At 71.6% G+C, this 23,938-nt stretch carries 20 protein-coding genes; 12 read left to right on the plus strand and 8 right to left on the minus strand.

Annotation, left to right across the window (positions count from 1 at the left end; genetic code table 11):
* Window positions 1-2 precede the first annotated feature (2 nt).
* Complete coding sequence (locus tag ACFYZZ_RS29530; RefSeq protein ID WP_389182167.1) at window positions 3-995, minus strand: NADP-dependent oxidoreductase; 993 nt, start codon at window positions 993-995, stop codon at window positions 3-5.
* Window positions 996-1,061: 66 nt separating this feature from the next.
* On the opposite strand from ACFYZZ_RS29530, the gene ACFYZZ_RS29535 reads away from it, so the two are divergent.
* Both ACFYZZ_RS29535 and ACFYZZ_RS29540 read left to right on the plus strand, forming a co-directional pair.
* Complete coding sequence (locus tag ACFYZZ_RS29535; protein ID WP_389182170.1) at window positions 1,062-2,003, plus strand: LysR family transcriptional regulator; 942 nt, start codon at window positions 1,062-1,064, stop codon at window positions 2,001-2,003.
* 221 nt (window positions 2,004-2,224) lie between these two features.
* Window positions 2,225-2,356 carry a hypothetical protein gene (locus ACFYZZ_RS29540; RefSeq protein ID WP_386576564.1) on the plus strand — a complete coding sequence of 44 codons (132 nt, stop codon included), beginning with the start codon at window positions 2,225-2,227 and terminating at the stop codon, window positions 2,354-2,356.
* A gap of 46 nt (window positions 2,357-2,402) precedes the next feature.
* On the opposite strand, the gene ACFYZZ_RS29545 is transcribed toward ACFYZZ_RS29540, so the two are convergent.
* Window positions 2,403-3,989 carry a purple acid phosphatase family protein gene (locus tag ACFYZZ_RS29545; RefSeq protein WP_389182174.1) on the minus strand — a complete coding sequence of 529 codons (1,587 nt, stop codon included), beginning with the start codon at window positions 3,987-3,989 and terminating at the stop codon, window positions 2,403-2,405.
* Between the two features lie 143 nt (window positions 3,990-4,132).
* Here ACFYZZ_RS29545 and ACFYZZ_RS29550 point away from each other — a divergent pair, with 143 nt between their 5' ends.
* Together ACFYZZ_RS29550 and ACFYZZ_RS29555 are read left to right on the plus strand one after the other, a co-directional pair.
* Window positions 4,133-5,176, plus strand: coding sequence for a 3-isopropylmalate dehydrogenase (locus ACFYZZ_RS29550; RefSeq protein ID WP_389182177.1), 1,044 nt, complete (start codon window positions 4,133-4,135; stop codon window positions 5,174-5,176).
* Window positions 5,177-5,421: 245 nt separating this feature from the next.
* The gene (locus ACFYZZ_RS29555) at window positions 5,422-6,510 is read left to right on the plus strand and encodes a branched-chain amino acid aminotransferase (RefSeq protein ID WP_389182180.1); all 1,089 of its coding nucleotides are present in this window, start codon (window positions 5,422-5,424) and stop codon (window positions 6,508-6,510) included.
* 96 nt (window positions 6,511-6,606) lie between these two features.
* Here the strand turns inward: ACFYZZ_RS29555 and ACFYZZ_RS29560 are convergent, their stop codons facing one another.
* Complete coding sequence (locus tag ACFYZZ_RS29560) at window positions 6,607-8,052, minus strand: cytosine permease (protein ID WP_389182183.1); 1,446 nt, start codon at window positions 8,050-8,052, stop codon at window positions 6,607-6,609.
* Between the two features lie 147 nt (window positions 8,053-8,199).
* On the opposite strand from ACFYZZ_RS29560, the gene ureA reads away from it, so the two are divergent.
* The 5 genes from ureA to cimA all read left to right on the plus strand — a co-directional run bounded on the left by ureA (window position 8,200) and on the right by cimA (window position 14,277).
* Window positions 8,200-8,895 carry an urease subunit gamma gene (gene ureA, locus ACFYZZ_RS29565; RefSeq protein ID WP_389182186.1) on the plus strand — a complete coding sequence of 232 codons (696 nt, stop codon included), beginning with the start codon at window positions 8,200-8,202 and terminating at the stop codon, window positions 8,893-8,895.
* Window positions 8,892-10,634 (plus strand): urease subunit alpha, encoded by a 1,743-nt coding sequence (locus ACFYZZ_RS29570; protein ID WP_389182189.1) that lies wholly within the window; start codon window positions 8,892-8,894, stop codon window positions 10,632-10,634. The genes ureA and ACFYZZ_RS29570 overlap by 4 nt, the downstream gene beginning before the upstream one ends.
* Before the next feature lie 11 nt (window positions 10,635-10,645).
* Window positions 10,646-11,686 carry an agmatine/peptidylarginine deiminase gene (locus tag ACFYZZ_RS29575; RefSeq protein WP_389182191.1) on the plus strand — a complete coding sequence of 347 codons (1,041 nt, stop codon included), beginning with the start codon at window positions 10,646-10,648 and terminating at the stop codon, window positions 11,684-11,686.
* Between the two features lie 62 nt (window positions 11,687-11,748).
* Window positions 11,749-12,366: a TetR/AcrR family transcriptional regulator gene (locus ACFYZZ_RS29580; protein ID WP_389182194.1), complete on the plus strand. Its 618-nt coding sequence runs from the start codon at window positions 11,749-11,751 to the stop codon at window positions 12,364-12,366.
* Between the two features lie 300 nt (window positions 12,367-12,666).
* Window positions 12,667-14,277, plus strand: a complete 1,611-nt coding sequence (cimA, locus tag ACFYZZ_RS29585) for a citramalate synthase (RefSeq protein ID WP_389182197.1) — start codon at window positions 12,667-12,669, stop codon at window positions 14,275-14,277.
* Window positions 14,278-14,283: 6 nt separating this feature from the next.
* Here the strand turns inward: cimA and ACFYZZ_RS29590 are convergent, their stop codons facing one another.
* From ACFYZZ_RS29590 to ACFYZZ_RS29600, 3 genes are all read right to left on the minus strand, one after another.
* A complete protein-coding gene (locus tag ACFYZZ_RS29590; RefSeq protein WP_389182200.1) occupies window positions 14,284-14,907 on the minus strand; it encodes a GPP34 family phosphoprotein in 624 nt (207 codons plus the stop codon).
* Window positions 14,908-15,006: 99 nt separating this feature from the next.
* On the minus strand, window positions 15,007-15,453 hold the full coding sequence (locus ACFYZZ_RS29595) for a hypothetical protein (protein ID WP_389182203.1): 447 nt from the start codon (window positions 15,451-15,453) through the stop codon (window positions 15,007-15,009).
* A 159-nt stretch (window positions 15,454-15,612) separates the two neighbouring features.
* Complete coding sequence (locus tag ACFYZZ_RS29600; RefSeq protein ID WP_389182206.1) at window positions 15,613-17,478, minus strand: lectin; 1,866 nt, start codon at window positions 17,476-17,478, stop codon at window positions 15,613-15,615.
* Between the two features lie 115 nt (window positions 17,479-17,593).
* On the opposite strand from ACFYZZ_RS29600, the gene ACFYZZ_RS29605 reads away from it, so the two are divergent.
* Window positions 17,594-20,611, plus strand: a complete 3,018-nt coding sequence (locus ACFYZZ_RS29605; protein ID WP_389182209.1) for a glycoside hydrolase family 3 N-terminal domain-containing protein — start codon at window positions 17,594-17,596, stop codon at window positions 20,609-20,611.
* Between the two features lie 60 nt (window positions 20,612-20,671).
* The gene (locus ACFYZZ_RS29610) at window positions 20,672-22,036 is read left to right on the plus strand and encodes a hypothetical protein (RefSeq protein ID WP_389182211.1); all 1,365 of its coding nucleotides are present in this window, start codon (window positions 20,672-20,674) and stop codon (window positions 22,034-22,036) included.
* Window positions 22,037-22,041: 5 nt separating this feature from the next.
* Here ACFYZZ_RS29610 and ACFYZZ_RS29615 read toward each other — a convergent pair whose 3' ends face one another.
* Window positions 22,042-22,482, minus strand: coding sequence for a MarR family winged helix-turn-helix transcriptional regulator (locus ACFYZZ_RS29615; protein WP_389182214.1), 441 nt, complete (start codon window positions 22,480-22,482; stop codon window positions 22,042-22,044).
* Window positions 22,483-22,544: 62 nt separating this feature from the next.
* On the opposite strand from ACFYZZ_RS29615, the gene ACFYZZ_RS29620 reads away from it, so the two are divergent.
* The gene (locus ACFYZZ_RS29620; RefSeq protein WP_389182217.1) at window positions 22,545-23,588 is read left to right on the plus strand and encodes an FUSC family protein; all 1,044 of its coding nucleotides are present in this window, start codon (window positions 22,545-22,547) and stop codon (window positions 23,586-23,588) included.
* On the opposite strand, the gene ACFYZZ_RS29625 is transcribed toward ACFYZZ_RS29620, so the two are convergent.
* A complete protein-coding gene (locus ACFYZZ_RS29625) occupies window positions 23,555-23,791 on the minus strand; it encodes a hypothetical protein (protein ID WP_389182220.1) in 237 nt (78 codons plus the stop codon). The genes ACFYZZ_RS29620 and ACFYZZ_RS29625 overlap by 34 nt on opposite strands.
* Window positions 23,792-23,938: the final 147 nt, after the last annotated feature.

Here is a 23,938-nt window from a genome sequence, read left to right on the forward strand (position 1 = left end):
CATCACGCCCTGCGGACCAGGATCTTCCCCGTGTTGCCGCCCCGCAGCATCAGCAGGAACGCCTCCACGATCAGCTCGAACCCGTCCACCACCGTCTCGTCCAGCGCGAGCGCCCCGCTGCGCAGATGCGGTACGGCGAAGTCGTACAGCTCCTCCTGCACGTCCCGGTAGCCGCTCACCAGGAAGCCCTCGATGCGCAGGCTCTTCTCCACGACGTCCGAGTGGTTGAAGACGACCGGTGGCGCGTCCGGGGTGTTGTACGTGCTGATCGTGCCGATCCGCACCACCCGGCCCCGCTCCCGCAGCGCGCCGATCGCCGCGCCGAGGTGGTCGCCGCCGACGTTGTCGACGAACAGGTCGATGCCGTCCGGGGCGGCCGCGGTGAGGAGTTCGGCGACCGGGGCCGAGTGGTAGTCGAAGGCGGCGTCGTAACCGACCTCCTCCGTCAGGTACTTGACCTTTTCGGCCGATCCCGCGCTGCCGATCAGCCGGCCCGCGCCCAGCAGCCGGGCGAAGCGGCCGGTGGCCGTGCCGACCCCGCCCGCCGCGCCGGAGACGAACACGTCGGCACCCTCGCGCAGTCCGGCGATCCGGGTGAGACCGACATAGGCGGTCAGGCCCGTGCCGCCCAGCACGCTCAGGTAGGCCGACAGTGGCACGCCCGCGTGGTGGGGGAGCCGCCTGACCTCCTCGGGGCGGACCACGGAATGCGTGCGCCAGCCCTGCCGGTGGAAGACGATCTCGCCCTCGGGGAGCGCCGGGGTGCGGGAGGCGACGACCCGGCCGAGGGTGCGGCCTTCCAGCGGGGCGTTCAACTCGAAGTCGCCGTCCATCATTTCGCGGTGGTAGGGGTCCACGGACCAGTACAGGTTCTCCAGCAGGGCCGTACCCGGGGCCGGTTCCGGGACGGGGGACTCGACGAAGCGGAAGTGGCCGGCGGTCGGGAAGCCGGTCGGACGGGCGGTCTGCTGCACGGTGAGCGCGATCTCGGTCATGGCAGGGACCGTAGGAAGGAATGCCCAGGCCGGGCAGAGGGTTGCGCTCATGGAACGCGGTGATCCATGAACCGCCCTCATAGACGCAGGTGGGAGCCCCGAGTGACAGCAGCCGACCTTACGCCGCAGGAGCTGAGGACCCTCGTCGCCGTGGCCGACGAGGGCGGCTTCTCGGCCGCGGCCGCCCGGCTCGGGGCCACCCAGTCCGCCGTCTCCCACGCCGTGCGCGGCATCGAGCGCAAACTGGGCGTCGTCCTCTTCGAGCGCGGCCGGTTCGGCGCCCGGCCGACGCCCGGCGGGGAGCGGGCGGCGGCCCATGCCCGGCGTGTGCTGCGGATGCTCCGGGCGCTGGCCGCCGACGCCCGGGGCGCGGGCACCGGCGAGACCACCGGCGCACTGCGCGTCGCCGCGTTCCGCAGCGCCGCCCTGCACCTGCTGCCGCCCGCCCTGGAACGGCTCGCCGAACGGCACCCGGGCATCGAGGTGACCGTCACCGTCGTACGGGAACTGGGCCCCGGCACTGCGGGCGAGGTCGCCGAAGGACGGGCCGACCTCGGCATCGCCACCCTCGGCGGCGGCTCGCCCCTGCCCGCCGGGCTGGTCGGCGACGTGCTGCTGGAGGAGCCGTACTCCCTGGTCCACCCCGCCGGACACCCGGCCCCGCGCACCCTCCCGCTGGTCGACTGGATGGAGAACTGCGGCTCCTACACCCGCGACTGGTGGGCCGCCCAGGACTGGATCCCGGCCGCGACCGTGCGCGCCGAGGACGACGGGGCGGTGCTGTCGATGGTGGGCAGCGGTCTCGGCATGGCCATCATGCCCGCGCTCTCCCTCACCGGTGCCCCGCCCTCGGTGGCCGTCACCGACCTCGGACCCGAGCGGCCGTCCCGTTCCGTCGGCTACGTCACCACCCCGGAACTGGCCACGGCCTCCGCTGTTCGGGCGCTCGTCCGGGAGCTGCGCTCACTCCACCCGCGGACGGCAAAAGAGCAGGTCACGACGGTGTGACCCAGTCCACCGTCTCAGATAGTAGGAAGTCCGAGTAATTGTGCAGACAGGCGCGGCCGGCTCCCTTACTTTTGTAGGAGCCGAACGTCTCGCTCGATCAAGCGAATGGCGGTCGTGAGCCGGGCCCTGTGCAGGCAACCCCTGCGGCACCGCTCCCCGCCCCTCCGGCGTCTCGCAACCCCCCTTTGCCGCACTCCGGTTTGCCGAAGGAGTCGATTTCCATGGCCGAGACGACCGTCCGCCGCCGAGTCCGCCACGTGTCCCGCGCGAGCGAGTCCGAGCGCAAGAACGCCGCCGCCGCCCTCCAGCGCGCCCTCGACCGCCGCGACAACGGCGGCGAGACCGGCCACTGAGCCGCCACTGATCCGGGAGCCGCACCCGCAGGGGTGCGGCGCGGCCTCATCCGCCGCGCCGCACCTCGAAGTGGTCGATCCGCCGTCCGTCCTCGGCCAGCGCCGACACCGTGAGCCGCGGTGACGGGCCCGGCCGCGACTCCACCGAGAGCAGTGAGAAGCCGGTGTAGCGCACCCGCGACCACTGCGCCGTCTCCGTCGCGTGCTCCTTGTCCTTGGTCCAGGCGAAGGTCTCCACGGCGTCGTGCCGGGTGACATGACCCTCGTAGCTGTCCTTGACGCCCGAGGGGAAGGAGTACAGGTCCCGGCCGCCGCCGCCCGCGGTGACGTACACGATCCCGTCCCGCGTCGGATCGGTCGACGCGCCGATCGGGACGGACCTGCCGACCTCACCGCCCTTGATCGCGTCCGTCCGCTCGTACACGTGGTTGTGCCCGTTGATCACCAGGTCCACCTGGTGCCTCGCGAACACCGGCAGCCACTCCCTGCGGACACCGCCGTCGGAGGCGTGCTGGGAGGTCGAGTACGCGCAGTGGTGGAAGAAGACGACCAGGAAGTCCACGCCCTTCGTCGCGCGCAGCTCGCCCAACGTCGCATCCAGCCACTTGGTCTGCCGGCCGCCGCTGTGCCCGAAGTTGGCCGGGATCTCGTACGACACGTCGTTGGCGTCCAGCGCGACGAAGCCCGCGTTGCCGTAGGTGAACGCGTAGGCGCCCGGTGTCCCGTGCGGGTCGAAGCCGCTGTCCGGCAGGGAGAACCGGGCCAGCTGTCCGCCGTAGCCGTCCGGCGAGTACCAGGCCTCCATGTCGTGGTTGCCGGTGGTCACCATCCACGGCACCGACTTGGCGACCGGGTCGTTCTGCTGCAGGAACTGGTCCCAGAACGTGGGGTCGTAGCCGTCCGAGGTCTTTCCGGCGCCGTTGACGTCCGCGTAGCAGATGTCGCCCGCGTGCAGGTGGAAGGCGGGGTTCTGGCGCCCCACGAGGTGGTCGTTGACGTTCGCGGCCTGCCCCACGCCCTGGTCGCCGAAGGCCGTGAAGACGAAGCGCTCCGGGGTCGCGGGCGCGGTGCGGAAGGAGGCGAGGCCGGCGCGGTGGGCGGGAGCGGCCGGGTCCCAGCCGTCGTGGCCGACGCCGTAGTAGTACGTCGTGCCGGGCTTCAGGCCGTCCAGGGCCGCGTGCAGGTAGTACTGCTCGACCGCAGGCCGCACCCCCTGCACCCCGGGCGTGTGCAGGTTGCGCACCTCGGCCTCGATCCGGCGGCCGAGGTCGTCGGGGCGCAGCCCGACGCGCACGTACGGCCGCTTCACCGCGAGCGGCAACTGCCAGGAGACCCGCATCTGAGTCTTCGGGTCGGCGCCGAAGGCCAGATGGCGGCCGAAGGGGCGGACCACCGAGCCGGACACCCGCGAGGCGGCCGGGGCCGGGTGCGCCGCCGTGCCTGAGCCGGACGAGCAGCCGGTCAGCAGGCCGCCCGCGACCGCGCCCGCCGTCACCAGGGTGCGGCGGCGGACCATTCGGGTGCGCAGGTACTCGTACTGCTCGGCCATGCTCATCCGCGCCGCGAGCGGGCGCGGGATGCCGAAGTCGGGGACGGGGGGTCCGGGGGGTGTCCCCCTGGAAAGGGCAGCCATGTCGGGGAAGATTCCACCGGGGTCCAACACCCGTGCCACATACGGGTGAACGACAGCCGACGGGAGGACACCTGCAACCCGTACGGGTGTCCGTATGACGGACAGGGCATGTCATCACCTGGGACGAGGAGTAGGGTGCCGGCATGTCTCGCAGCATCAATCTCGCAGTGATCCCCGGTGACGGCATCGGCCAGGAGGTCGTGGCCGAGGGTCTCAAGGTCCTCTCCGCCGTCCTGCCGCAGGATGTGAAGCTGGAGACCAAGGAGTACGACTTCGGCGCCAAGCGCTACCACGCCACCGGTGAGACCCTCACCGACGCCGACCTCGCCGCCCTCAAGCAGCACGACGCCATCCTGCTCGGCGCGATCGGCGACCCGAGCGTCCCGTCCGGCGTCCTGGAGCGCGGCTTCCTGCTCAAGCTCCGCTTCGCCTTCGACCACCACGTCAACCTGCGCCCGTCGAAGCTGCTCCCCGGTGTCGCGACCCCGCTGGCCGGCCAGCCGGAGATCGACTTCGTCGTCGTCCGCGAGGGCACCGAGGGCCCCTACACGGGCAACGGCGGCACCATCCGCAAGGGCACCGAGCACGAGGTGGCCACCGAGGTCTCCGTCAACACGGCCTTCGGTGTCGAGCGTGTGGTCCGCGACGCCTTCGCCCGCGCCCAGGCCCGCCCGCGCAAGAAGCTCACGCTGGTCCACAAGAACAACGTGCTGACCTTCGCCGGGCACCTGTGGACGAACATCTTCAACAAGGTCGCCGCGGAGTTCCCCGAGGTCGAGACCGACTACATCCACGTCGACGCGGCGACCATCTACCTGGTCACCCAGCCCGAGCGGTTCGACGTGATCGTCACCGACAACCTGTTCGGTGACATCATCACCGACCTCGCCGCGGCCGTCTCCGGCGGCATCGGTGTGGCGGCCTCCGGCAACATCAACCCGAGTCGCGAGTTCCCGTCCATGTTCGAGCCGGTTCACGGCTCGGCCCCGGACATCGCCGGCCAGGGCAAGGCCGACCCCACCGCGACGGTCCTGTCCGTCGCCCTGCTGCTGCGCCACCTCGGCTACGACACCCAGGCCGACCGCATCGACACGGCGGTCGCCGCCGACCTCACCGAACGCGTCGGCAAGCCCGCACGCAGTACGTCGGAGATCGGCGACGCGCTCGCCGTACGAGTAGCCGGCTGACCCGCCGGGCTGCACACCAAGCCGCCGGGTCGCATCTGCACCCGGCGGCTTTTCCTATGCGGTCGCCGGGTGCCACCATCAACCCTGGGCCGCATTCACCCTGATTCCTTCCGTCCGCAGCCCCGCGCGATAATCGAACGCGGAGCCGCGGAATGAGGGAAAGCTCGGACGTCCTAGCACCGGCTGGAGAGCCGATGCGGGAGTGAGCGCGGCCCGACACTACAACCGGTGAAGGACACCCACTCATGACGACGCCCACGATCGAGCTCAAGCCCTCCGCCCATCCGCTCGCCGCCGCGGAGCGCGAGGCGATCCTGGCCAGCCCCGGATTCGGCCGCCACTTCACCGACCACATGGTGACGATCAAGTGGACCGAGGGCCGCGGCTGGCACGACGGCCAGCTCGTTCCGTACGCGCCGATCCCCCTCGACCCGGCCACCAACGTCCTGCACTACGCCCAGGAGATCTTCGAGGGCCTGAAGGCCTACCGCCAGCCCGACGGCTCGGTCGCCACCTTCCGCCCCGACCAGAACGCCAAGCGCTTCCAGCGCTCCGCCAAGCGTCTGGCCATGCCCGAGCTGCCGGTCGAGACGTTCGTCGAGGCCTGTGACGCCCTGGTCCAGCAGGACAGGGACTGGGTGCCCGCGCACGGCGGCGAGGAGTCCCTCTACCTGCGCCCGTTCATGATCGCCACCGAGGTCGGTCTCGGCGTCAAGCCCGCCAACGAGTACCTGTTCATCGTCATCGCCTCCCCGGCCGGCGCGTACTTCCCGGGCGGCGTGAAGCCGGTCTCCATCTGGGCGTCCGAGGACCGCGTCCGCGCCGTCCCCGGCGGCATGGGCGACGCGAAGACCGGCGGCAACTACGCGGCCTCCCTGCTCGCCCAGGCCGAGGCCGCCGCCCAGGGCTGCGACCAGGTCTGCTACCTCGACGCGGTCGAGCACAAGTGGGTCGAGGAGCTGGGCGGCATGAACCTGTACTTCGTGTACGGCGACAAGATCATCACGCCCACCCTGACCGGCTCCATCCTGGAGGGCGTCACCCGTGACTCCCTGCTGGCCGTCGCCCGCGACCTCGGCTACGCGTCCGAGGAGGGCCGCGTCTCCATCGAGCAGTGGCAGGCCGACTCCGAGAACGGCACCCTCACCGAGGTCTTCGCCTGCGGCACCGCGGCCGTCATCACGCCGGTCGGCACGGTCAAGCGTGCCTCTGCCGAGTGGAAGCAGGGTGGCGGAGAGCCGGGTGAGGTGACTCTCCGCCTGCGCCAGGCCCTCCTCGACATCCAGCGCGGCAAGTCCGAGGACAAGCACGGCTGGATGCACCGTATCGGCTGATGGCTCGGCGGGAACTGACGCGATCGGCCGTCGTTCGTCTGCTGCGCCGTTGTGGCTGGTCGCGCAGTTCCCCGCGCCCCTTTGGGGCGCTGACGCTCAGCTCTTTGCGGACGTGCTCAGGGCTGCCGTGGACTCTTCGATGTCCACGGCGGCCCCCTTGTGTCCCGGGCGGGACGTCAGCAGCAGGTACACCAGTCCGCCGACCGCGCCCGACAGCAGGAAGCTGCAGTCCACCCCGCCGGTGAGGTGCAGCAGCGGGCCCTCGTACGACGGCAGGGACACCGCGAGCAGGCCGACCGCCGCGCCGGCGGCCCAGGACACGGTGGCCGGGATGTGCCAGCCGGCCCGGTACCAGTAGATCCCGCCCCGGGAGCGGCGGTTGAAGACCTGTAGGGCGTCGGCGTCGTACACACCGCGGCACCGGGCGAAGCCGATCAGGGTGATGACCGCCCACGGCGTGCCGATGGCGGTGAGCAGCAGGACGAAGGACGTCATCGCCGACTGCGCGTTCCAGGCGTAGTGGCCGACGAAGACGCAGGCCGTGGCCACGACGGCGACCGTGTAGGTGGCGCGGGCGCGGGAGGCGCGGGGCAGGATGGCGTCCAGGTCGAGGCCCATCGAGTAGAGCATCAGGCCCGCGTTGCCGACCGAGCCCGCGGAGGCGGACAGCAGCAGCGGGACCAGGTACCAGGTGGGGGAGGCGGACACCAGGGGCCCGGCGTAGTCGGTGGCCGCGCGGGCCGCGTACGCCGTGAAGGTGCCGAACAGCTGGGGCACCAGCAGACCCAGGATCAGGCCGAGCCAGGTGGCGTGCAGGACGCGCCGCCCGGCGTGGCGGGCGGGGGAGATGTAGCGGGTGTAGTCGCCGAGCAGGGTGATGAAGGCGATCGGTCCGGACAGGCCCGCCGCCACGGCCGCCAGGAGCCAGGTCGGCCAGAAGGAGCCCAGCAGATAGCCGCCCGCCCCGGGCAGGGCCGAGGTCGTGAAGTGCGGGGCGTAGGCGAAGATCCCGAGGGCCAGCAGGGCGGTCATGCCGATGGCCAGCACCCGGGACATGGCGAGCAGCACCCGGTAGCCGTAGACCGCGCCCGCGACCGTGGCCGCGGCGAGCACCGCGTAGACGACGGCGTACGACACCCCGTCCGCGGGCAGCCCGAACAGCCGGCCGAGCACGCTCAGCATCACGTCGCCGCCGATCCACACGGTCAGGGCGGTGTAGCCGAGGGCCAGCAGCAGACCTACGACCGAGCCGACCAGCCGGCCCCGCACGCCGAACTGGGCGCCGGAGGAGGTGGAGAGGTTGGTCGCGGTGCGCAGGGAGACCAGCGCCAGGGGGGCCGTGAACAGCGTGCCGATCACCGTGCCCGCCACGACCGAGCTGACCGACGCCCACCAGCCGAGCCCGAAGGACGGCGGCAGCCAGCCGAAGATGATCACTCCGAGGCACAGGTTGGACCCGAGCAGGATCGAGACCAGGTCCCGTGGACCGCTGGTCCGTTCCTCGTCCGGGATGGTGTCGACACCGCGCTGTTCGATCGGCATGGCTGGGTCTCCTTCGACGGCCGCCTCGGTTGGTTTGAGCGACGCTCAATGTGACGTGTGCTGAGGCCGTCAGTCAATGCTTCAGTTTCCCGAAGAGTGCGTTTAGAGTGATGCTCAAATGTGTGGGAGGCAAGGAGGTGCCGCGTCGTGAGACTGACCCCCACGGAACGTGACCGGCTGCTGCTCTTCGGAGCCGCGGAGCTGGCCCGGGCCCGCCGGGCACGCGGTCTCAGGCTCAATGTGCCGGAGGCCACCGCGCTGATCGCGGACACCGTCTGCGAGGCCGCGCGGGACGGCCGACGGCTCGCGGAGGCCATCGAGGCCGCCCGGTCGGTCCTCGGCCCCGAGGATGTGCTGCCGGGCGTCGCCGACGTCGTCACCGAGGTGATGGTCGAGGCCGTCTTCGACGACGGCTCCCGGCTCGCCGTGGTCTCCGACCCGATCGGCAACGGCGCCGGCGCCGAGGGCCCGGGCGCGCTGCTGCCGGGCCCCCAGCACGCGGAGCCCGAGCCCGCCGTCCGGCTCACGGTCACCAACACCGCGACCGTGCCGGTCTCCGTCACGTCCCACTTCCACTTCTTCGAGGCCAACCCGCGGCTGGACTTCGTACGCGAGCGGGCCTACGGCATGCGGCTCGCCGTACCCGCCGGATCCTCCGTGCGGTTCGGGCCGGGGGAGAGCGCCGAGGTCGGGCTGGTCCCGATCGGCGGCGAGCGGATCGCGATCGGCTTCGCCGGTCTGGTCGACGGGCCGCTGGACGCGCCCGGAGCCCGGGAAGAAGCCCTGCGCAGGGCCGCTGCCTGCGGTTATCTGGGAGTCATGGCGGAAGGAGGCGAGCGATGAGCCGCTCGAAGGGGCGCGAGATCGACGAGTCGGTCCGCATCGACCCGCACGCCTACGCGGCCACCCACGGCCCCCGCGCCGGTGACCGGGTCCGGCTCGGCGACTCGGGCCTGGTGATCCGGGTCGAGTCCGACGCGCAGAAGTACGGCGACGAGTTCCTCGCCGGGTTCGGCAAGACCGCCCGCGACGGGCTGCATCTGAAGGCCGCCGCCGTCCGCGAGACCTGCGACGTCGTGATCAGCAACGTCGTCTTGATCGACGCGGTGCAGGGCATCCGCAAGGTGTCCATCGGCATCCGCGAGGGCCGGATCTGCGCGATCGGGCGGGCCGGCAACCCGGACACCCTCGACGGGGTCGACGTCGTCGTCGGCACGGGTACGTCGATCGTGTCCGGCGAGGGGCTCATCGCCACCGCCGGCGCCGTCGACACCCACGTCCACCTGCTGTCGCCGCGGATCATGGAGGCCTCCCTCGCCTCAGGCGTGACCACGATCATCGGCCAGGAGTTCGGCCCGGTGTGGGGCGTCGGCGTCAACTCGCCCTGGGCCCTCAAGCACGCCTTCAACGCCTTCGACGCCTGGCCGGTCAACATCGGCTTCCTGGGCCGGGGTTCGTCCTCGCAGGGCGCCCCGCTGGTCGAGGCCCTCGCCGAGGGCGGTGCCTCGGGTTTCAAGGTGCACGAGGACATGGGCGCCCACACCCGCGCGCTCGACACGGCCCTGCGGGTCGCCGAGGAGCACGACGTCCAGGTCGCCCTGCACAGCGACGGCCTGAACGAGTGCCTGTCGGTGGAGGACACCCTGAAGGTGCTGGAGGGCCGGACCATCCACGCCTTCCACATCGAGGGCTGCGGCGGCGGACACGTGCCCAACGTGCTCAAGATGGCCGGCGTCCCGAACGTCATCGGCTCCTCCACCAACCCCACCCTGCCCTTCGGCCGGGACGCGGTCGCCGAGCACTACGGCATGATCGTCTCCGTCCACGACCTGAAGACCGACCTGCCCGGCGACGCCGCCATGGCCCGCGACCGCATCCGGGCCGGCACGATGGGCGCCGAGGACGTGCTGCACGACCTGGGCGCGATCGGCATCACCTCGTCCGACGCGCAGGGCATGGGCCGCGCGGGCGAGACGGTCCGCCGTACCTTCGCCATGGCCGGGAAGATGAAGGCCGAGCTGGGGCCCCTGCTTCCCCATGACGGGGAGGCCGGCGACGGCGAGGGCGACGACAACGCCCGCGTCCTGCGTTACATGGCGAAGCTGACCATCAACCCCGCCATCGCGCACGGCCTCGCGCACGAGGTCGGCTCGATCGAGGTCGGCAAGCTCGCCGACCTCGTGCTGTGGCGCCCGGAGTACTTCGGCGCCAAGCCGCAGCTCGTCCTCAAGTCCGGCTTCCCGGCGTACGGCGTGGTCGGCGACCCGAACGCGGCCACCGACACCTGCGAACCCCTCGTCCTGGGCCCGCAGTTCGGTGCGCACGGCGCCACGCCCGCGGACATCTCGGTCGCGTTCGTCGCACAGGCCGCCCTCGACCAGGGCAACGACCGGATGCCCACCCGGCGCCGCCGGGTCGCCGTACGGGGCACCCGGGGCATCGGCCCCGCCGACCTGCGGCTGAACGCCCGCATCGGAGCGGTCGACGTCGACCGGCGCACCGGTCTGGTCACCCTCGACGGCGACCCGCTGCGCTCAGGGCCCGCCGACTCCGTCTCCCTCAACCGCCTCTACTTCCTGTAAGGACCCGCGACATGACCACCCCCGCAGCCGACGGCTTCCGCATGCCGGCCGAGTGGACCCCGCACGAGCGCACCTGGATGGCGTGGCCGGGCCCCAACCCCACCTTCGACGACCCGGACGACCTCCGTCTGTCCCGCATGGCCTGGGCCTCGGTGGCCCGCGCGATCCTCCGCTTCGAGCCGGTGACGGTCGTGTGCAGCCCCGGTCGGTCGGCGGATGCGCAGGTGCTGCTCGGCCCCGGCGTCGACACGGTCGAGCGCGATCTGGACGACGCCTGGATGCGGGACATCGGCCCCACCTTCCTCACCAACGGCCGGGGTGAACTGGCCGCGGTGGACTGGACGTTCAACGGCTGGGGCGCCCAGGACTGGGCCCGCTGGGAGCACGACTCGAAGATCGCCGCGTATGTCTCGGACCTCGCGGGCGCGAAGACGTACGCCTCGAAGCTGGTCAACGAGGGCGGCGCGATCCACGTCGACGGCGAGGGCACGGTGCTGCTCACCGAGACCGTGCAGCTCGGCCCCGAGCGCAACCCGGGCTGGACGAAGGCGCAGGTCGAGGCGGAGATCCACGCCCACCTCGGGACCAGCAAGGCGATCTGGCTGCCGCGCGGTCTGACCGGCGACTACCCTCCCCACGGCTTCGGCACCCTCGGCCACGTCGACATCGTCGCGGCCTTCGCCCGCCCCGGTGTGGTCGTCGCCCACCACCAGCCGGACCCGGCCCACCCCGACCACGAGGTCACCAAGGAGGTCATCGGCATCCTGAAGTCGGCGACCGACGCGCGCGGTCGCACGCTGGAGGTGGTCGAGGTACCCGCCCCGACCGTCCTGGAGGCCGACGGCCACTGGGCCGACTACTCCTACATCAACCACTACCTCTGCAACGGCGGGGTCGTGCTCTGCGGCTTCGACGACCCGCGCGACGAGATCGCCGCCGGGATCTTCCGCCGTCTCTTCCCCGAGCGGACGGTCACCCTGGTGGACGCCCGTACGATCTTCTCCGGTGGTGGTGGCATCCACTGCATCACCCAGCAGCAGCCGAAGGTCTGACACGCGAAGGCCTGACACGCGAAGGCCTGACACACGAAGGTCTGACACCACAGGAGCAGCAGATGGCCGGTGCGGCCCGTGCGCGCAGGAACGCGCCGCCGCGCGAGGAGGTTCTCGTCGCCGCCATGGACATGATCGCCGAGCGCGGTCTGGAGAAGCTCACCATGGCGGGGCTCGGCCGCGAGGTCGGGATGAGCAGCGGCCATCTGCTGTACTACTTCCGCTCCAAGGACGAGCTGCTGCTGCAGACCCTGGAATGGAGCGAGGGCAGGCTCGGCGCCGAGCGCAGCCGCCTGCTCACCCGCCCCGGCACCGCCCGGGAGCGCCTGGAGGCGTACGTCGAGCTGTACGTCCCCGACGGCCACCGCGACCCGCACTGGACGCTCTGGCTGGAGGTCTGGAACCGCTCGCAGAGCGCTGCCGCCGACGCTGTCGCCCGCGAGCGGCAGGCCGCCATCGAGGGCGCCTGGCACCGCGACCTGGTCGCGCTGCTCGCCGAGGGCGTCTCGCGCGGCGAGTTCCGCCCGGTCGACGCCGACCGCTTCGCCGCGAGGCTGCGTGCGCTGCTTGACGGCTTCTCCATCCACGTCGCCATCGGGTTGCGCGGCACCGGACGGGAACAAGTGATCGCCCACGTCCGGGAGTTCCTCGCGGAGACACTCCTCACGCCGGACACCTGACGACCGCATCCTGAGACAGTCGGTGAGCGAGGGGCAGCGCTGTGCCAGACTGCCTCCGTGCTCTCGTTCGCCATGATTATTGGCAGCAGGCGCGCCGGTCCGCAGTGACCACCACGTACGACCAGGTACGGGTGGCCACCGTCGTCCTCGACCCGCGCGCAGACCTCTCGCACCCGCGAGGGGTTTTTTGGTTTTCCGGCCCACCTTCAGCCGGGAACGGAGCGCGAGGGACTATTGGGGGGACGGTGGAGCCGGTCATTCCGGTAAGACCGAAGATCCACAATCAGGAGCCTTGAGACCATGACCGAGACGGCAACCAGCGAGCTCGACGACTCGTTCCACGTCTTCGACACCACGCTGCGTGACGGCGCGCAGCGCGAGGGCATCAACCTCACCGTCGCGGACAAGCTCGCCATCGCACGGCACCTGGACGACTTCGGCGTGGGCTTCATCGAGGGCGGCTGGCCCGGCGCGAACCCGCGGGACACCGAGTTCTTCGCCCGCGCCCGGCAGGAGATCGACTTCCGGCACGCCCAGCTGGTCGCCTTCGGTGCCACCCGCCGCGCCGGCGCCAAGGCCGCCGACGACCCTCAGGTCAACGCGCTCCTGGACTCGGGTGCCCCGGTGATCACGCTGGTCGCCAAGTCGCACGACCGGCATGTGGAGCTGGCGCTGCGCACCACGCTGGACGAGAACCTGGAGATGGTCCGGGACACCGTGTCCTACCTGTGCGAGCAGGGCCGCCGGGTGTTCGTCGACTGCGAGCACTTCTTCGACGGCTACCGCGCGAACCCGGAGTACGCCAAGGCGGTCGTACGCACCGCCTCCGAGGCCGGCGCCGACGTCGTCATCCTCTGCGACACCAACGGCGGCATGCTCCCCGCCCAGGTCCAGGCGGTCGTCTCCACGGTCCTCGCCGACACCGGCGCCCGGCTCGGCATCCACGCCCAGGACGACACCGGCTGCGCCGTCGCCAACACCCTGGCCGCGGTGGACGCCGGCGCGACCCACGTCCAGTGCACGGCCAACGGCTACGGCGAGCGCGTCGGCAACGCCAACCTCTTCCCGGTGGTCGCGGCCCTGGAGCTGAAGTACGGCAAGAAGGTGCTGCCCGACGGCCACCTGCGCGAGATGACCCGCATCTCGCACGCCATCGCCGAGGTCGTGAACCTGACCCCGTCGACCCACCAGCCCTACGTCGGCGTCTCCGCCTTCGCGCACAAGGCGGGTCTGCACGCCTCTGCGATCAAGGTCGACCCGGACCTGTACCAGCACATCGACCCCGAGCAGGTCGGCAACACGATGCGCATGCTGGTCTCCGACATGGCGGGCCGCGCCTCCATCGAGCTGAAGGGCAAGGAACTCGGCATCGACCTGGGCGGCGACCGCGAACTGGTCGGCCGGGTGGTCGAGCGGGTGAAGGAGCGCGAGCTCAAGGGCTACACGTACGAGGCCGCGGACGCCTCCTTCGAGCTGCTGCTGCGCGCCGAGGTCGAGGGCAGGCCCCTGAAGTACTTCGACGTCGAGTCCTGGCGGGCCATCGTCGAGGACCGCCCCGACGGCACCCACGCCAACGAGGCCACGGTGAAGCTGTGGGCCAAGAGCGAGCGGATCGTCGCCACCGCGGAGGGCAACGGCCCGGTCAACGCCCTGGACCGGGCGCTGCGCGTCGCCCTGGAGAAGATCTACCCGCAGCTCGCCAAGCTGGACCTGGTCGACTACAAGGTCCGCATCCTGGAGGGCAAGCACGGCACGTCCTCCACCACCCGCGTGCTGATCTCCACGTCCGACGGCACGGGCGAGTGGTCCACGGTCGGCGTGGCGGACAACGTCATCGCCGCGTCCTGGCAGGCCCTGGAGGACGCCTACACCTACGGCCTGCTGCGGGCCGGGGTCGAGCCGGCCGAGTAGTCCGCCTCAGGGGGCACGCCAGACGTTGTCGTAGGCGTCCTTCTCGATGCGCCGCCGCTGCCGCACGGCCTCCAGCTCCGTCAGCGCGTCGTTGACGGCCGCCAGGACGGTCACCACCGCGTCGCCGGGAAGGTCCTCCGGGGCCTGTTCCGGCGCGCCCTCGGGGATCCCGAGGGCGGCCGCGAGACCGGTGAGGACGGGCTCGTGGGAGGCCCAGCGGTCGGTGGCGTGCCGTCGCTCCGGCGATTCGGCCGGGGCGTCGGCCGAGGTGTCGTCCCCGCTCCGCCAGGGCAGCCAGTGGTGCCGGGCTCCGGTGGCCGGCCGTCCCCGCTCCTGCAGATCGTCGGCGTAGGCGGCGGCCAGACCGCGCCCGCGGCGCCACAGCCAGTCCTCGACGGACTCGTACGGCGTCTGCCGGGTGAGCGCAGCCTCCGCCGCGTCCAGCAGCCGGTCACCGGTGGCCGGCTGCAGGCCGGGCACGATGCGCACGTCGTCCAGGGTGACGGCCTCGGCGTCGATCAGGTCGACCAGTTCGGCCCCGGCCAGGGCGAGCGAGAGGTCCCCCTGTCCGACGGGCCGGCCGGACGGGACGTCCAGAGCGACGATCAACAGGTCCCGCGCTGTGCTCATGCCGTCCTCCAGGTCGGAAACGTCAGGCGTGGCCCGGGGTCGTTCGGGTGCATCTCCTCGGACCCCTTCATCGTCCCCCACCCACTGAGCGCCCGCTCCTCAGCACGAGTCCCGGGCGAGCTTCTCGAACGCCCCGGCGCTCATCGCCCGGCCGTCGGCCCAGACCTGACCGGGCCCGAGCCGCCCGATCCGCTCTGCGGTGAACGTCACGATCGCGTTGTACGAGTCACCGGTCACGTAGTGCCCGAAGCCGAGCACGTACCGGTGGCCGGGCAGGAGCCGCTGGGCGCCGCGGTGCCGGGGCTTCCAGCGCTCGGGCGGTGCGAACAGGGGGAACTCGGCATCCCCGTGCAGCCCCTCCCTGCGCACGTCCCACCCGGTGGTGACGGGCCCCTCACCGCCGTTCCGTGCCTGCCCGTCGAGGTACGGCCCCTGATAGCCGTCGTCACCACACGGCCGGAACAGCGCGTACGGCACCCCGTCCGCCCCGACCCGCACCCCGGCGAGCGGCAGATCGACCGCCGTGCACCCGCTGAGCAGAAGCATCCCGCCCACGACACCGAACACACCGGCCGCCCGCTGCCTCAGCACGTGTCCCCCAGAAACCCGTCGAAGTCCTCCCGGCTCATCGCCCGGCCGCCGTGCCCAGTACGGCTCCCCTGCGTTTCATGTCCCGCCCCCTCCGAGGGCGGGACGCGGCCCGCCCTACTGCAAGTGCCACTTCTGGTTGGCGGCCCCGGTGCACGACCAGATCTGTGCCCTCGCCCCGTTCGCCGACGAGTTGTCCGTCACGTCCAGGCACTTGTTCGCCGCCGTGTTCACCACATCACCGGTGGAGGCGTTGTACGACCACTGCTGGGCACCGGTTCCATTGCATTCGTACAACTGCACCTTGGCCCCGTCCGCCGTCGAACCCGAGGTCACGTCGAGGCACTTGCCGAGCGCCCGGACCGAACCGTCGGTCTGCACGGTCCACTGCTGGGCGCCGCTGCCGTTGCAGTCGTAGAGCTGCACGGCCGTGCCGTTCGCGCTCGAACCGCCCGCCACGTCGAGGCACTTGCCGGCCAGCCCCACGAAGGCCCCCGACCGGCCGCCGCCGCCCGACTGGGTGCCCGACCAGGTGAAGGTCGCCGAGGTCTTGCCGGGGAGCGAGTAAGTGGCGTGCTGGGACCCCCAGTTGATCGTCACGGTCCGGGCGGAGGAGGAGTCGTTGTACGCGATCAGCGCCTTGCTGCCGTCCGGGTTGCGCCACGCCACGTTCGGCACCGCGGACGACGCCGTGGACGCGATCCGCTGGGCGCCCGGGCGGACGAACTTCGTCAGGTGGCCCATGTCGTAGTACTCGACCGTGTAGTCGACGGTCCCGCTCGCCCCGTCCCCGTTGTGCACGGTGATCAGACCGGTGCAGGTGCCGCACCCCCCGTTGTGCGGGCCCATGTTCTGGTCCACCGCCAGCGACCACTTGGTCACCGACTTCGCCCAGTTGCGCGTGTAGTCGATGATGTTGGACATGTCCTCGCGCTGCTGGTCGGCGATCCAGGTGCCACCGGAGTGCTCGGTGCCGAAGGCGTCCAGCGTCGGGTACTGGTTGTGCACGGAGGTCTGCTTGGCGATGTCGCCGCCGTAGCCGTGCCAGGCGATCCCGCCGAAGTTGGGGTGGTTGCGGACCGCCGCGTCGTCCACGGTCCGGGCCGCATAGGAGTCGTAGACGTCCCAGTTCCAGTCGTGCGCAAGCACCTTCGTCGACAGACCCGCCGCCTGCAGTTTCGGCAGCAGCTCGCTCTTGGTGAAGTAGGCGAGACCGCTCGCGTTCCAGCTCATCGACGGGTAGCCCGAACAGCACGTCGGCTCGTTCTGCGCGGTGACGTACGAGACGTCGACTCCCTGGTCCTTGTACGCCTGGAGGTACTTCACGAAGTAGGAGGCGTACGCCCCGTAGTCCTCCGCCTTCAGCCAGCCCCCATTGAGCGAGCCGCTGTCCTTCATCCAGGCCGGCGCCGTCCACGGCGAGGCCATCACCGTCAGGGAGGGGTTGAGCTGGAGCGCCTGCTTCGTCAGCGGGACGACGTCCGCGAGGTCGTGCGCGATCGAGAACTTCGACAGGGACGGGTCCGTCTGGCCGGCCGGCACGTCGTCGTACGTGTAGCCGTACCGTGCCAGGTCCGAGGCGCCCATCGGATTGCGCAGGAACGACAGTCCGATCCCGTCCGCCGGTGAGAACAGCTTGCGCATGGTCGCGTCCCGTGTGCTCTGCGACAGCGCCCCGCTGCTGTTCATCAGCCAGGCCGCCGTGTCCGTGAAGGACGCACCGCCGCCGGTGAAGCTCTGGTAGCGGGTGTTCTCGTCCACGGTGATGTTCTCTCCGCTGCCGCCGGTCCCGGACTGGAAGGCGAACGGCGTCTGCGCCTGGAGCCCGCGCACGACGTGCCGTCCGGCGGAGTCGTCGGTCGTGGTGAGCCAGGCCGTGACCTGCTCACCGGACGCGTGCGCGGAGGTGGTGGCCGCGGTGAGGCCGGCCGTGGAGAGCAGTCCGGCCAGCAGCAGCCGGACCGCGCGGGGGGATCTCCTCATGGGGCGTCGCCCTTCCCGGAATGTCTGACGTGACGTCTTGACGGGTCTGTGGGTCGTTAGTTAACTCACGGCGTGATCTAAGTCCTGAGTGAACCACGAGAGTCGAGGATGGTCTATGCCAAGAACCGCCCTGCTCGTGTCCGCCGCGTTGCTCGCAGCCCTGCTCTCACCGGCCGTGTCCCACGCGGCCGACGACCCCGCCCCCGCCCCCGTCCCCGTCGACCGCTTCGAGGGCGAGGTCCCCTTCGCCTCCCAGCCCGCCGAGGGCATCTTCACCTGGGGGAGTGACACCGACGACCCGCCGGCCCTGCAACTGACCGCCCGCTCCGACGCCCCCGAGGGCGCCAAGGTCCTCACCGGCAGCTACGACATCAGCGGCTACGGCGGCTTCACCCACGACTTCGCCGCGACCGAACCCGCCCACGACTGGTCCGCCCACAAGGGCATCCGCTTCTGGTGGGACGGCCAGGACAACGGCAAGAAGATCGCCTTCGAGATCAAGGACGGCGGCGCGAACGGCGAGGCCTCCGAGCTGTGGACGACCTCCTTCACCGACGCCTGGACCGGCTGGAGACAGGTCGAGATCCCCTTCACCGACTTCGTCTACCGCACGGACTACCAGCCCGTCGGCGGCATCGACCACGTCCTCGGGCTGACCGGGATGTGGGGCTACGCCGTCACGCTCCCGGCCGGCGTCAAGGGCCGGTTCGCCATGGACGACGTCGAGTTGTACGGCAGGGCCGACCAGTCCCTGCGGGCGAACGTCACCACGGACGCCGCCGTGTACCCCGTGAAGGAAGGCGGTACGGCAGCCGTCAGGGTCACCGTCGCCACCACCGGCTCCGCGCCGATCGACGACCCGGTGACCGTCGCCTACGAGACCGCGGGCGGCACCGCCGACCCCGGCAAGGACTACGCCCCGGTCCACGGCACCCTCACCTTCCCGGCCGGCACCGCCTCCGGCACCTCGAAGACCATCGAGGTGCCCACCCTCAGGGACAAGGCCGCCGAGTCCGCCGAGACCGTCCCGCTGCGGCTCACGGTGACCGGCGCCAAGGCACCCGCCGAGACCCCGCAGATCGTCGTCGACGCCCACGGACTGCCGTACCTGGACGCGAAGTTGCCGGTCAGGAAGCGCGTCGCCGACCTCGTGTCCCGCATGTCCCTGGCGGAGAAGGCCGGCCAGATGACCCAGGCCGAGCGCGGGGCCGTCGGGGGCGGCGGCGACATCGCGACGTACGCCCTCGGGTCACTCCTCTCCGGCGGCGGCTCGACGCCCACGCCCAACACCCCCGAGGCGTGGGCGAAGATGACCGACGCCTTCCAGCTGCGGGCCCGGGCGACCCGCTTCCAGATCCCGCTGATCTACGGCGTCGACGCGGTCCACGGCCACAACAACCTGTCCGGCGCCACGGTCATGCCGCACAACATCGGCATCGGCGCCACCCGCGACCCCCGGCTCGCCGAGCAGGCGGGTGCGGTGACCGCGGCCGAGGTGCGGGCCACCGGAATCCCCTGGGACTTCGCACCCTGCCTGTGCGTGAGCCGCGACGAACGCTGGGGCCGCTCCTACGAGTCCTTCGGTGAGGACCCGGCGCTCGTCCAGTCCATGGAGACCGTCATCCAGGGCCTCCAGGGCCGCGCGAACGGCAGGGACCTGAGCCGCAGCGACAAGGTCCTCGCCACCGCCAAGCACTTCGTCGGCGACGGCGGCACCGAGTACGGCTCCTCCACCACCGGGACGTACAAGATCGACCAGGGCGTCACCAAGGTCACCCGGCAGCAGCTGGAGGCCGTCCACCTGGCGCCGTTCGAGACCGCCGTCGACCGGGGCGTCGGCACGGTCATGCCGTCGTACTCCTCCCTGGACGTGCTCGGCGACGGACAGGGCCCGGTGAAGATGCACGCCCGGGCCGACATGATCAACGGTGTCCTCAAGGACCGCATGGGCTTCGACGGCTTCGTCATCAGCGACTGGAACGCCATCGACCAGCTCCCCGGCGACTACGCGTCCCACGTCCGCACCTCGGTCGACGCGGGCCTGGACATGATGATGGTGCCGTACACCTACAAGGACTTCACCGGCACGCTCGTCGACGAGGTGAAGGCCGGCCGGATCAGCGAGCGGCGGATCGACGACGCCGTCTCCCGCATCCTGACCCAGAAGTTCAGGCTGGGCCTGTTCGAGCACCCCTACGCCGACACCAGCGGCGCCGCCGCGATCGGCTCCCCGGAACACCGGGCCGTGGCCCGCCGGGCCGCTGCCGAGTCCCAGGTGCTCCTGAAGAACGCCGGTGGGCTGCTGCCCCTGAAGAAGAGCGAGAAGGTGTACGTCGCCGGGTCCAACGCCGACGACATCGGCAACCAGTCCGGCGGCTGGACCCTCACCTGGCAGGGCTCCTCCGGGAACATCACCCCGGGCACGACCGTCCTCCAGGGGATGCGCGAGGCGGGCGGGAACGTCACCTACTCCAAGGACGCCTCCGCACCGACCGACGGCTACGACGCCGGCGTGGTCGTCGTCGGCGAGACCCCGTACGCCGAGGGCGTCGGCGACGTCGGCAACGGCCACTCCCTGCAGCTGTCCGCCGCCGACCGGGCCGCCGTGGACAAGGTGTGCGCGGCCATGAAGTGCGCGGTGCTGATCGTCTCCGGGCGACCGCAGCTGATCGGCGACCGGCTGGCGGGGATCGACGCGCTCGTGGCCTCCTGGCTGCCCGGCACCGAGGGCGAGGGCGTCGCCGACGTCCTCTACGGCAGGCTCCCCTTCACCGGACAGCTCCCGGTCACCTGGCCGAGGTCCGAGTCCCAGCTGCCGATCAACGTCGGCGACGCGTCGTACGACCCGCAGTTCCCCTACGGCTGGGGCCTGACCACGCTCACCCGGGTCCCGCAGGGCGGCACCACCACCCTGCGCGCGCTCGCCCTGGCGGCGACGGCAGCCGAGCGGGCGGGCGCCGACCGGACCGGACGCGAGCTGGTCGCGAAGGCGCGGCTGCTCGTCCAGCAGAAGGTCGGGCAGGGGGTCACGGACGCCGTCGCGAAGCCCTTCGCCGACGCGGACCATCTGCTGCTGACCGGCAGGTACGGAAAGGCGGTGCAGAAGCTGACGGAGGCGTACCGGGCCGCGTGAGCCCCTCCGTCTGATCTGGAAGTATGCCCAATTTTGGGAGGCTTCGGGTAGCTTCGAAGGATGAAGGCCGTCCTGCGGACCCGAAGCCTCCCAGCGCTGCTGCTGGCCGTCCTCACCCTGCTGATCGTGACCGCGCTGGCCCCCGGCGCGCTGGCGGCCACCAGCATCTCCACCATCGCCGAGGCCCTCCGCAAGGGCCCGGTCTACGTCGACCCGGCGGCCTCCGCGCAGCTGTCCGCCGCGGACGCCGACACACTCGCCAAACAGATCAAGGGCGCGAACAAACCCCTGTTCATCGCGGTCCTGCCCGCCGGCTACCCCACCCAGAACCTCTTCTCCGAGCTGCGCACGGCCACCGGCGTCACCGGCCTGTACGCCATCCGCCTCGGCGACCGCTTCGACGCCCGCGCCGACTCCTCGGTTCTCCCGCGCAGCGCCGTCCAGAACCTGGTCACCAGCGTCCAGGGCGAGGACACCAAGACCCAGCTCACCGACTTCACCGAACGCGCCCTGGCCAACATGGGCGGCCACGCCCCCGCGTCCTGGGGCTCCTCCGGCAAGGGCGGCGGAGTGTCCACCACGGCACTGATCACCACGGCCGCGGTCCTCGTGGCCGGCGGCGCGGGCGCCTACGCCCTGGTCCGCCGCAACCGCCGCCGCCACGCCGAGGAGCAGCGGGCCGCCCTCGACCGCCTGCGGGTCGTCGTCGACGAGGACATCACCGCCTTCGGCGAGGAACTCGACCGGCTGGACTTCCACCCGGCCGAGACGGGCGCCGACGACGCCATGCGCGGGGACTACGAACGGGCCCTGGACGCCTACGACAAAGCCAAGCAGTACATGGCCGACGCCCGGAAACCCGAGGACGTCCGCGCGGTCACCGAGGCGCTGGAGGACGGCCGCTTCTCCCTGGCCCAACTGGCCGCCCGCCGCGAAGGACGCCCCCTCCCGGAGCGCCGCCCGCCCTGCTTCTTCGACCCCCGGCACGGCCCCTCGGTCACCGACGCCGCCTGGACCCCGCCCGGCGGCGCACCCCGCGAGGTCCCGGTCTGCGCGGCCGACGCGACCCGGCTGGCCGACGGCCGCGACCCCGTGATCCGCGAGGTCGACACCGACTACGGCCGCCGCCCCTACTGGGACGCGGGCCCGGCCTACGGCCCCTGGGCGGGCGGCTACTTCGGCGGCGGCATCCTCCCCGGCCTGCTCGTCGGCACCCTGCTCGGCAGCATGATGGCCACACCGTCGTACGCGGCCGACTACGGCACCGGCTACGGCGACTTCGGCGGCGCGGACTTCGGCAGCGGCGGCTACGAGGGCGGCGACGTGTCCGGTGCGGACTTCGACCCCGGCGACTTCGGCGGCGGCTTCGGCGACGGAGGGGGCTTCGACGGCGGCGGGGGAGGGGACTTCGGCGGGGGCTTCTGAGCGCGTCAGTCGCGCCGCGCGGGCACGTCCACCGTGCCCAGCCGCTCCATCACCGCCGCGGCCAGCACCAGCACCCCGCGCTCCGTCTCGCCCAGCGCCCCGAGCGCCTCGGCCAGCCAGGCGTCCCGCTCGGCCATGTCCCGCTCCAACGCCCGCCGCCCGGGCTCGGTGAGCGTGAGCACGGCCTGACGCCGGTCCGTCGTGCCCGCTTCCCGCGCGATCTGCCCATCGGCCTCCAGCTCGGCGAAGACCCGGGTGAGCGACTGCGGCCGCTGCCGCTCCGCCGCCGCGATCTCACCGGGCGTGGCCGATCCGCGCCGGTGCAGATACCCGAGCACCACGAGCTGGTTGGGGCTGAGACTCCCGTCCCCGCGCTCCTGCCTGAGCCGTCGGTTGAGCCGGACGATGGCACTTCGGAGGAGGGCGGCCTCGGAAAGGTGATCCATGACGAAGAATGATACGCGCTTGCGTACTATCTTCGTCCTGCGCGGCCCAATATTCTGCCGTGATGGCTGACAAACTAATACGCAACGCGTACGAAGCGGCCGTGACGATGACGGCCGTCCTGCTCTCGTGGTCGATCGCCCTGTGGCTGGAGGGTGCGGCCGGACTGCACACCGACTCGGTCGTCCTCGCGGTGGTCCTGACCGTCATGCTCGCCCGGACCCAGCGGACGGCGGACACCCGGGGCCGCCTCAGGGCGCTGGCCCTGCTGCCGGCGGTGTCGGCGGTCTGCGCCCTGGTCGGCCGCCTGATCGCCGCCCACTACTGGCTGGGCGCTGCCGTCTTCACCGCGGGCATCTCCCTGGCGATCTGGATCCGCCGCTACGGCCCGGCCGCCACCAGGGCAGGCACCCTGATCACCCTCCCGCTGGTGGCGCTCCTCGTGGTCCCCGGCCCGACTCTCCCACCCGAGGCGCAGGGGGAGCTGGTGAGTTGGGCGTGGTCGGCGCTCATCGGCGTACTGGCGTGGGCGAGCGTGTGGCTGGTGCAGACGGCGGCCGACCGGTACGGCCCCTGGCCGGCCGAAGCCGATCCGGGCACCCCGCGGCGGCCCTCCCGGCTGCGCCCCCGCCCCAGCACGCGGATGGCCGTACAGATGGCGGCGGGGGTGGCGGCGTCCTTCGCGCTCGGCCGACTGCTCTACGACGACCACTGGCCGTGGCTGGTCCTGACGGCGTACGTCGTCGCAAGCGGCAACCGGGGTCGAACCGACGTACTGCGCAAGGGAGTAGAGCGCTTCCTGGGCGCCTGCGCCGGCACCCTGCTCGCCACGGGCGTGGCGGCGGCCGGCAGCACGGGTCGCACGGCGATGGTCGTGCTGTTCGCCGTGCTGGCCGTAGCCCTGTGGCTGCGCCCGCTCGGCTACGCCTACTGGGCGGCCGGCATGACCACGGCCCTCTCCTTGCTCCTCGGCTACTTCGGCCAGGACGCGCAGAGCCTGCTGCCCACGCGCCTGGCCGCGATCGCCGTCGGCGCGGTGCTGTCCGTCGGGGCGTCCTGGTTCCTGCTGCCGGTTCAGCGGAAGCCGTGGCGTCGGCGTACGGCGTGACGGCCGGCGTAACGCTCACCGGCGGCGTGCCACCAGGCGGGCGGGGAGGGCCCGTCGACGACGGAGGACGGCTGATCCGGATGCAGTCCGAGCCGCCACAGCGCGCGGGCGTCCACGTTCACGCCGAAAGTCCCGTGCCAGTGCCCGTCCTCGTCCATGCGGCACATGAGGTCGATCCGTATCTCTTCCTGCGTGAACGGCATCCAGTCGATACCGCGCTCGCGCAGTCAACCGAGCAGGAACCGGCCCGGGTTGGGATGCCCCGGCAGGTTCGGGAACGAGGCGAGATGGACCCAGTCGGTCTCTTCGTGCTCGGAGAGTGCTGCCATCGGACCACTCTGACACGAACA

Origin of the sequence: Streptomyces sp. NPDC001816 (assembly GCF_042892235.1) — a bacterium.
Lineage (GTDB): Bacteria > Actinomycetota > Actinomycetes > Streptomycetales > Streptomycetaceae > Streptomyces.

Excerpts from the sequence above, each read along its gene's own strand:
- ACFYZZ_RS29595 (WP_389182203.1), bottom strand. The coding sequence starts at position 15,453 with ATGCTTCTGCTCAGCGGGTGCACGGCGGTCGATCTGCCGCTCGCCGGG.
- cimA (WP_389182197.1), top strand. The coding sequence starts at position 12,667 with ATGACCGAGACGGCAACCAGCGAGCTCGACGACTCGTTCCACGTCTTC.
- ACFYZZ_RS29570 (WP_389182189.1), top strand. The coding sequence starts at position 8,892 with ATGAGCCGCTCGAAGGGGCGCGAGATCGACGAGTCGGTCCGCATCGAC.
- ACFYZZ_RS29615 (WP_389182214.1), bottom strand. The coding sequence starts at position 22,482 with ATGGATCACCTTTCCGAGGCCGCCCTCCTCCGAAGTGCCATCGTCCGG.
- ACFYZZ_RS29555 (WP_389182180.1), top strand. The coding sequence starts at position 5,422 with ATGACGACGCCCACGATCGAGCTCAAGCCCTCCGCCCATCCGCTCGCC.
- ACFYZZ_RS29575 (WP_389182191.1), top strand. The coding sequence starts at position 10,646 with ATGACCACCCCCGCAGCCGACGGCTTCCGCATGCCGGCCGAGTGGACC.
- ACFYZZ_RS29540 (WP_386576564.1), top strand. The coding sequence starts at position 2,225 with ATGGCCGAGACGACCGTCCGCCGCCGAGTCCGCCACGTGTCCCGCGCG.
- ACFYZZ_RS29580 (WP_389182194.1), top strand. The coding sequence starts at position 11,749 with ATGGCCGGTGCGGCCCGTGCGCGCAGGAACGCGCCGCCGCGCGAGGAG.
- ACFYZZ_RS29605 (WP_389182209.1), top strand. The coding sequence starts at position 17,594 with ATGCCAAGAACCGCCCTGCTCGTGTCCGCCGCGTTGCTCGCAGCCCTG.
- ACFYZZ_RS29600 (WP_389182206.1), bottom strand. The coding sequence starts at position 17,478 with ATGAGGAGATCCCCCCGCGCGGTCCGGCTGCTGCTGGCCGGACTGCTC.
- ACFYZZ_RS29550 (WP_389182177.1), top strand. The coding sequence starts at position 4,133 with ATGTCTCGCAGCATCAATCTCGCAGTGATCCCCGGTGACGGCATCGGC.
- ACFYZZ_RS29620 (WP_389182217.1), top strand. The coding sequence starts at position 22,545 with ATGGCTGACAAACTAATACGCAACGCGTACGAAGCGGCCGTGACGATG.
- ACFYZZ_RS29545 (WP_389182174.1), bottom strand. The coding sequence starts at position 3,989 with ATGGCTGCCCTTTCCAGGGGGACACCCCCCGGACCCCCCGTCCCCGAC.
- ACFYZZ_RS29610 (WP_389182211.1), top strand. The coding sequence starts at position 20,672 with ATGAAGGCCGTCCTGCGGACCCGAAGCCTCCCAGCGCTGCTGCTGGCC.
- ACFYZZ_RS29625 (WP_389182220.1), bottom strand. The coding sequence starts at position 23,791 with ATGCCGTTCACGCAGGAAGAGATACGGATCGACCTCATGTGCCGCATG.
- ACFYZZ_RS29590 (WP_389182200.1), bottom strand. The coding sequence starts at position 14,907 with ATGAGCACAGCGCGGGACCTGTTGATCGTCGCTCTGGACGTCCCGTCC.
- ACFYZZ_RS29535 (WP_389182170.1), top strand. The coding sequence starts at position 1,062 with ATGAACCGCCCTCATAGACGCAGGTGGGAGCCCCGAGTGACAGCAGCC.
- ACFYZZ_RS29530 (WP_389182167.1), bottom strand. The coding sequence starts at position 995 with ATGACCGAGATCGCGCTCACCGTGCAGCAGACCGCCCGTCCGACCGGC.
- ACFYZZ_RS29560 (WP_389182183.1), bottom strand. The coding sequence starts at position 8,052 with ATGCCGATCGAACAGCGCGGTGTCGACACCATCCCGGACGAGGAACGG.